The organism is Ideonella sp. P3_A4 (genome assembly GCF_056403075.1).
The window spans coordinates 1-4,683 of record NZ_JBFUGE010000469.1; the positions used below are offsets into that span (position 1 = coordinate 1).

Here is a 4,683-nt window from a genome sequence, read left to right on the forward strand (position 1 = left end):
GTGCGGGCGAGGGCGCATCGCGCGGGCCGCTCGCCCGCGCCAGCGCGGTTCGCCGTGCGGCGTGGCAGTTCGACCTGCCGCCCACCAACACCCAGCGCGCTTACCAGGCGGCGGTGGAGATCGCGGGGAGCCTGGGCCTGGTCGCCTACGACCCCGAGCTGGGCATCGGCTTCCTGCCCGGGGGGCGGGTGATTCCCGCCGAGTTCGGGCAGTCCGACCCCGACGAATCGCCGCCCGACGACATGCTGCGCGGCGAGGACGAGGTGATGGCCGTGCTCGCCCCCGCGCTGGCCGAGGCCATGGCTTCGCATGGCTTTGCGCTGGAGCCTGAGGTACCCACGCCGGTGCGGACCATCACGCTGAGCCGCACGCTGGGGCCGGTGCGCCAGCAGCTCGTCGTCCAGCTGATGCGCTACGAGAGGCTGGACCTGGTGTTCAGCGTCCATCACGAAGCCTGCACGGCCATGCACGCGGCGGCCCAAACCCATCCTCGGCTTTGGCCCGACGCCCTGCGCTTGAGCCTCGCGTTCTTTGCGCCGGGGCCGGACGCCTCGCACGACTGGGACCTCGACCGTCGCAGCCAGCTCCCCGGCTTGTTGGCCATGGTGCACGACAAGCTGTTGCCGCTGGCGGAGCTGAGCCGCGACCTTGCGGGGCTGGACCAACTGCTCAACGACGACAGCGGCGCAGCCATCCGCACGCCCTACAAGACCTGCTACTCATGGCAGGGCCGCCCCGAGGGTTCGGACGGCTCGTGCAACCTGCAAGAGCAGTTGCTGGAGCCCTCGGCCCGGCTGGTGGTGGCCCACCTGAACGGCAACCCGGCGGCGACCCGCGTGGCCGAGCAGTTGGATGCGCGTTACGCGCATGTGCCGCAGGCCAGCGACCGCGAGGCCTGGCTGAGGCTGCGCGAGGCGCTGGCATCGACGCCGCCGTTGGCCCACTGGCCCAGCCCCGAGGCCTACCGCGCGGCCCTGCGCCCCGTGCCGCCCTCGCTGCTGCACCGGGACATCGACCCCCGCGGGCGGCGTTGCCACCACTGGGAGATCACCACGGAACTGCACCAGACACTCATCAAGGAGCCCGCGCAGTTCTGGAGCCGGTTCGCGGGCGACGGCGGCCCGGCCGAATTGCAGCGAATGTGGCTTGAGAAGGCCGCCACCCTGCCGGCCGCCGAGCGCGTCGAACCCGGTGGCCTGGCCTGCCGGGTGATCCAGATGGCGGGCATCGAGGTGCTGATGCTGGAGTTCCCGGCCATCCAGGGCCTGGACGAATGCGCCGTGCTGGCCCTGGTGCGCACCGGCGATGAGTACCGGCAGTGCCGCATGGTCCACCACCATGCGCTGGAGGACGGCGAGGTCCAGGTCGTGATGGCATTCCAGGCGCAGAAGAACGCGATCACGCAACGACGGTTGCCCCAACTGTTGAGCTCGCAGGCGTTTCTGGACTTTGTGCGCGAGACGTGGGCATGAGGACAAGCCGAGCGAGCTAAACGAAGATCCGCTGGCGAGGTTCGACCCTCGACAGGATCAGCCCGCCAGATCAGGACTGGGCCCACGTTCGAGCAAAGTCGACAGGGCGATCTGCGTGCGCGTGCCTTCCACGCCCTCGACCCCATGGATCTTCGCCAGCAGAGCCTCCAGTGCCTGCGTGTCCCGCGTGCGCACCTTGAGCAGGATGCCGCTCTCGCCGGTGACGGTATGGATCTCTTCGATGTCGGCCAGCGACGACAACGCGGCGACCTGACGGGCGCGTTTCACGGTGTTGGTGATGACTTGCACGAAGCACAGCAGCGGGCGGCCGAGCTTGACGCCGTCGAGCCGCGCCACGGTCCCCAGGATGACGCGGTCGCGCTTGAGCCGCTTCACGCGCTCATGCACGGCGGGGGCCGACAGGTGCAGGGCTTGCCCGAGTTCGGTGTAGCTCAGCGTGCTGTCGCCGGCCAGCAGCCCTAACAGTCTTCGGTCAACCGAGTCCAGGCGTGCCGCCGTGGCGCCTTCTGGCTGAAGCTCATTCGTATTTTTGGCCATATGAGTCGAAGTGCTGTATTTGTTGAATGACATTCCACAGAATAGAAAAACCACGGAACAGCATTCAATGGAATTCTAATGATTGATCAGTTGGACTCCCAGCCCCTGACGGCCCCACCCGAAGCTGGCCTGTCCAGCCGTTTGCTTGGCAGCGTCACGCCGCAGGCTTTCGCCGAAGCTGTGAGCCGTGTGGGCGATCACAGTCAGCAATGGCCCATGCAGCGGGCTGTGCAGGTCATTGACGCGGCAGGTGCCGCAGCCTTGCGCAACATGGGTGTCCCGGCCATCGGGCGCCCGTTGAACGATGTGGTCACCCAGCTGTTGCAAGACATCAACCCGTGGCGCGCGAAGATGGACCATCCTCGCTTCTTCGCCTTCATTCCTGGCCCTGCTTCGCCGCTGTCGGCACTGGGTGACTTGGTCACTGCCATGCACAACGCTCACGCGGGCAGCTGGCTGCAGAGTTCGGGCCCCAGTGCGGTCGAGGCGGGGCTCATCGAATGGCTTGCGTCTCGCGTGGGTCTGCCGGCAACGGCCGGCGGGCTTTTCGTGTCGGGCGGCTCGATGGCCAATCTCACGGCGCTCACCGTGGCACGGGATCAGAAGCTCGCGCTGCACGAGCGGCCACTCGCCGTGGCCTACGTGTCGGAGCAGACGCATTCTTCGGTCGCCAAGGGCCTGAAGATCATCGGCTTCGGGCCCGATCAGATCCGGCGCATGCCGACGGATACAGCGTTCCGCATGGACATGGCCGCGCTGGCCAGCGCCATCGAACAGGACCATGCTGCCGGGCTCAAACCGTTCGTGGTCATTGCCAGTGCGGGCACCACCAACACCGGCAGCGTGGACCCGCTGCGGRCCATTCGCACGTTATGCGATAGGCATGGCTTGTGGATGCATGTAGACGGCGCCTATGGTGCATCGGCCGCCCTGTCTCCCGCTCATCAGGGTCTTCTCGACGGCATCGGCGAGGCCGACAGCCTGAGCTGGGACGCCCACAAGTGGCTGTTCCAGACCTACGGTTGCGGCATGGTGCTGGTGCGCCATCGCGAGCACCTCACGCAGACATTCCACACCCGGCCTGAGTACCTGCGCGATGCGCACGTCGACACAGACCAGATCAACTACTGGGACCTGAGCGGTGAGCTGACAAGACCGGCACGTGCGATGAAGCTCTGGCTGACGCTGCAGGTGCTGGGCTCACAGGCGGTTGGCGAAGCGATCGCTCACGGCTGCCAACTGGCGCAATGGGCCGAGGACGAACTGCGCAGGCATGCCCACTGGGAAGTCGTATCGCCTGCGCAGTTGGCCATCGTCACCTTCCGCATGACGCACCCGGGCCTGTCGCCGGAGGCCACCGACGCGCTGAGTCGCGCCATCTCACGGCGCGCAATCGACGATGGCTTCGCCGCAGTGCTAACGACACAGCTGAGAGGCTGCACCGTCCTGCGCATCTGCGCCATTCACCCCGATGCGACCGAGATGGACATGCGAGAAACGATTCGCAGGCTGGATGCCTACGGTGCAGCCGAGCTCGCCGGCTTGCGACTTCAGCGCGGCCGGCAGTCGTAGTGCAAGGCCACGGTGTCTGACCCTGGCAGACGGCGCTGGCCCAGAAGCACCCATTGCTGCGCCGGGCCGGGCTCGAAGGTGGGCACGCCATCACCCAGCAGCACGTTGCCCATCAGCAGGTGCATCTCGTCGACCAGGCCGTGCGCCAACAGGCCGTTGTAGAGCAGGTGGCTGCCGTAGATCAGCAGGTCGGAGCCGGGCGTGGCCTTGAGTTGTGCGATGCGCGTCTGGGCCTGCGCGCGAGGGATCACTTCGGTGCCAGACCAGGGCGAATCCGGGCGCACGCCTGAGCTGTCGCTGACGAGCACCTTGCGCGCGGCCGCCACACGCTCGGCGATCTCGCGTTGGATCGGTTCACTGCCGGGGCCGCGGTCGACTTGGGGCCAATAGGCCTCGAACATCGGAAAGGTGGTCGCGCCAAAGAGCAAGGTGCCGGCGCGGCGCATGCAGTCGAGGTTGTGGATGCTGAAGGCGGCATCCATCGGCAGGCCGGCGAGCGCGCCGCCGGGGCCGGCGCAGTAGCCGTCGAGTGAGCTGAGGATGCTGACGATGAGCTTGGCCATGAAAGGGTCTCCTGCGGTTGAGCCACGCGGGCCGGTCCATCCGGGGCGTGTCAATCTTTGGAGACAGGGCAAGGGCCCAACTCATCGGTGTCGGCAGCGGTTTCTCAAAAAAGTTCGTCGGCCATGCCGAAACGCCGACAGACGGCGGGGTCGATGAAGCTGTCGATGGAGTCGATGAGCCCATCGCGCAGGCGCAGCAGCACCACGCCGCCCGGCCGGAAGCGGTCATCGCCGGTTTGCTGCATGTAGCAGGCGAAGCCCGGCTGGCCGTTGCCGCGAAGGGGCTGCAGCCGCCACGGTGTCTGGAAGACGCGCTCGGCGAAGAACATCAGGGCGAAGCGGCGGCCGTTGAACCAGGCGGGCAGCGGCGGCATCGTGAAGCGGGCGTCCTCGGCCAGCAGGCTGACCATCGCTGAGATGTCGCGGTGCTCCCAGGCGCTCACGAAGCGCTGTAGCAGGCCATCGAGCGCCTGCTCGCTGAGCCGCTGTGGCTCGGCCGCCGGCGTGCGCTCTTTCAC

5 protein-coding genes are annotated in these 4,683 nt (G+C 67.3%); 2 read left to right on the forward strand and 3 right to left on the reverse strand.

Annotated features, from left to right (window positions below; genetic code table 11):
- A partial coding sequence (locus AC1DYI_RS26975) for a hypothetical protein (protein WP_477207202.1) occupies window positions 1-1,472 on the forward strand: 1,472 nt, incomplete at its 5' end.
- Between the two features lie 57 nt (window positions 1,473-1,529).
- On the opposite strand, the gene AC1DYI_RS26980 is transcribed toward AC1DYI_RS26975, so the two are convergent.
- Window positions 1,530-2,030: an Lrp/AsnC family transcriptional regulator gene (locus AC1DYI_RS26980; protein ID WP_477207203.1), complete on the reverse strand. Its 501-nt coding sequence runs from the start codon at window positions 2,028-2,030 to the stop codon at window positions 1,530-1,532.
- 90 nt (window positions 2,031-2,120) lie between these two features.
- Between AC1DYI_RS26980 and AC1DYI_RS26985 the strand changes: the two genes are divergently transcribed.
- On the forward strand, window positions 2,121-3,602 hold the full coding sequence (locus AC1DYI_RS26985; protein WP_477207204.1) for a pyridoxal phosphate-dependent decarboxylase family protein: 1,482 nt from the start codon (window positions 2,121-2,123) through the stop codon (window positions 3,600-3,602).
- Here the strand turns inward: AC1DYI_RS26985 and AC1DYI_RS26990 are convergent.
- Both AC1DYI_RS26990 and AC1DYI_RS26995 read right to left on the reverse strand, forming a co-directional pair.
- Window positions 3,581-4,165, reverse strand: coding sequence for a dihydrofolate reductase family protein (locus AC1DYI_RS26990; RefSeq protein ID WP_477207205.1), 585 nt, complete (start codon window positions 4,163-4,165; stop codon window positions 3,581-3,583). The genes AC1DYI_RS26985 and AC1DYI_RS26990 overlap by 22 nt on opposite strands.
- Window positions 4,166-4,269: 104 nt before the next feature.
- Window positions 4,270-4,683: nuclear transport factor 2 family protein (locus tag AC1DYI_RS26995; protein ID WP_477207206.1), on the reverse strand; the 414-nt coding region annotated here is incomplete at its 5' end.

Bases quoted from the DNA above. Each gene is read 5' to 3' on its own strand.
- AC1DYI_RS26990 (WP_477207205.1), bottom strand. From the start codon at position 4,165: ATGGCCAAGCTCATCGTCAGCATCCTCAGCTCACTCGACGGCTACTGC.
- AC1DYI_RS26980 (WP_477207203.1), bottom strand. From the start codon at position 2,030: ATGGCCAAAAATACGAATGAGCTTCAGCCAGAAGGCGCCACGGCGGCA.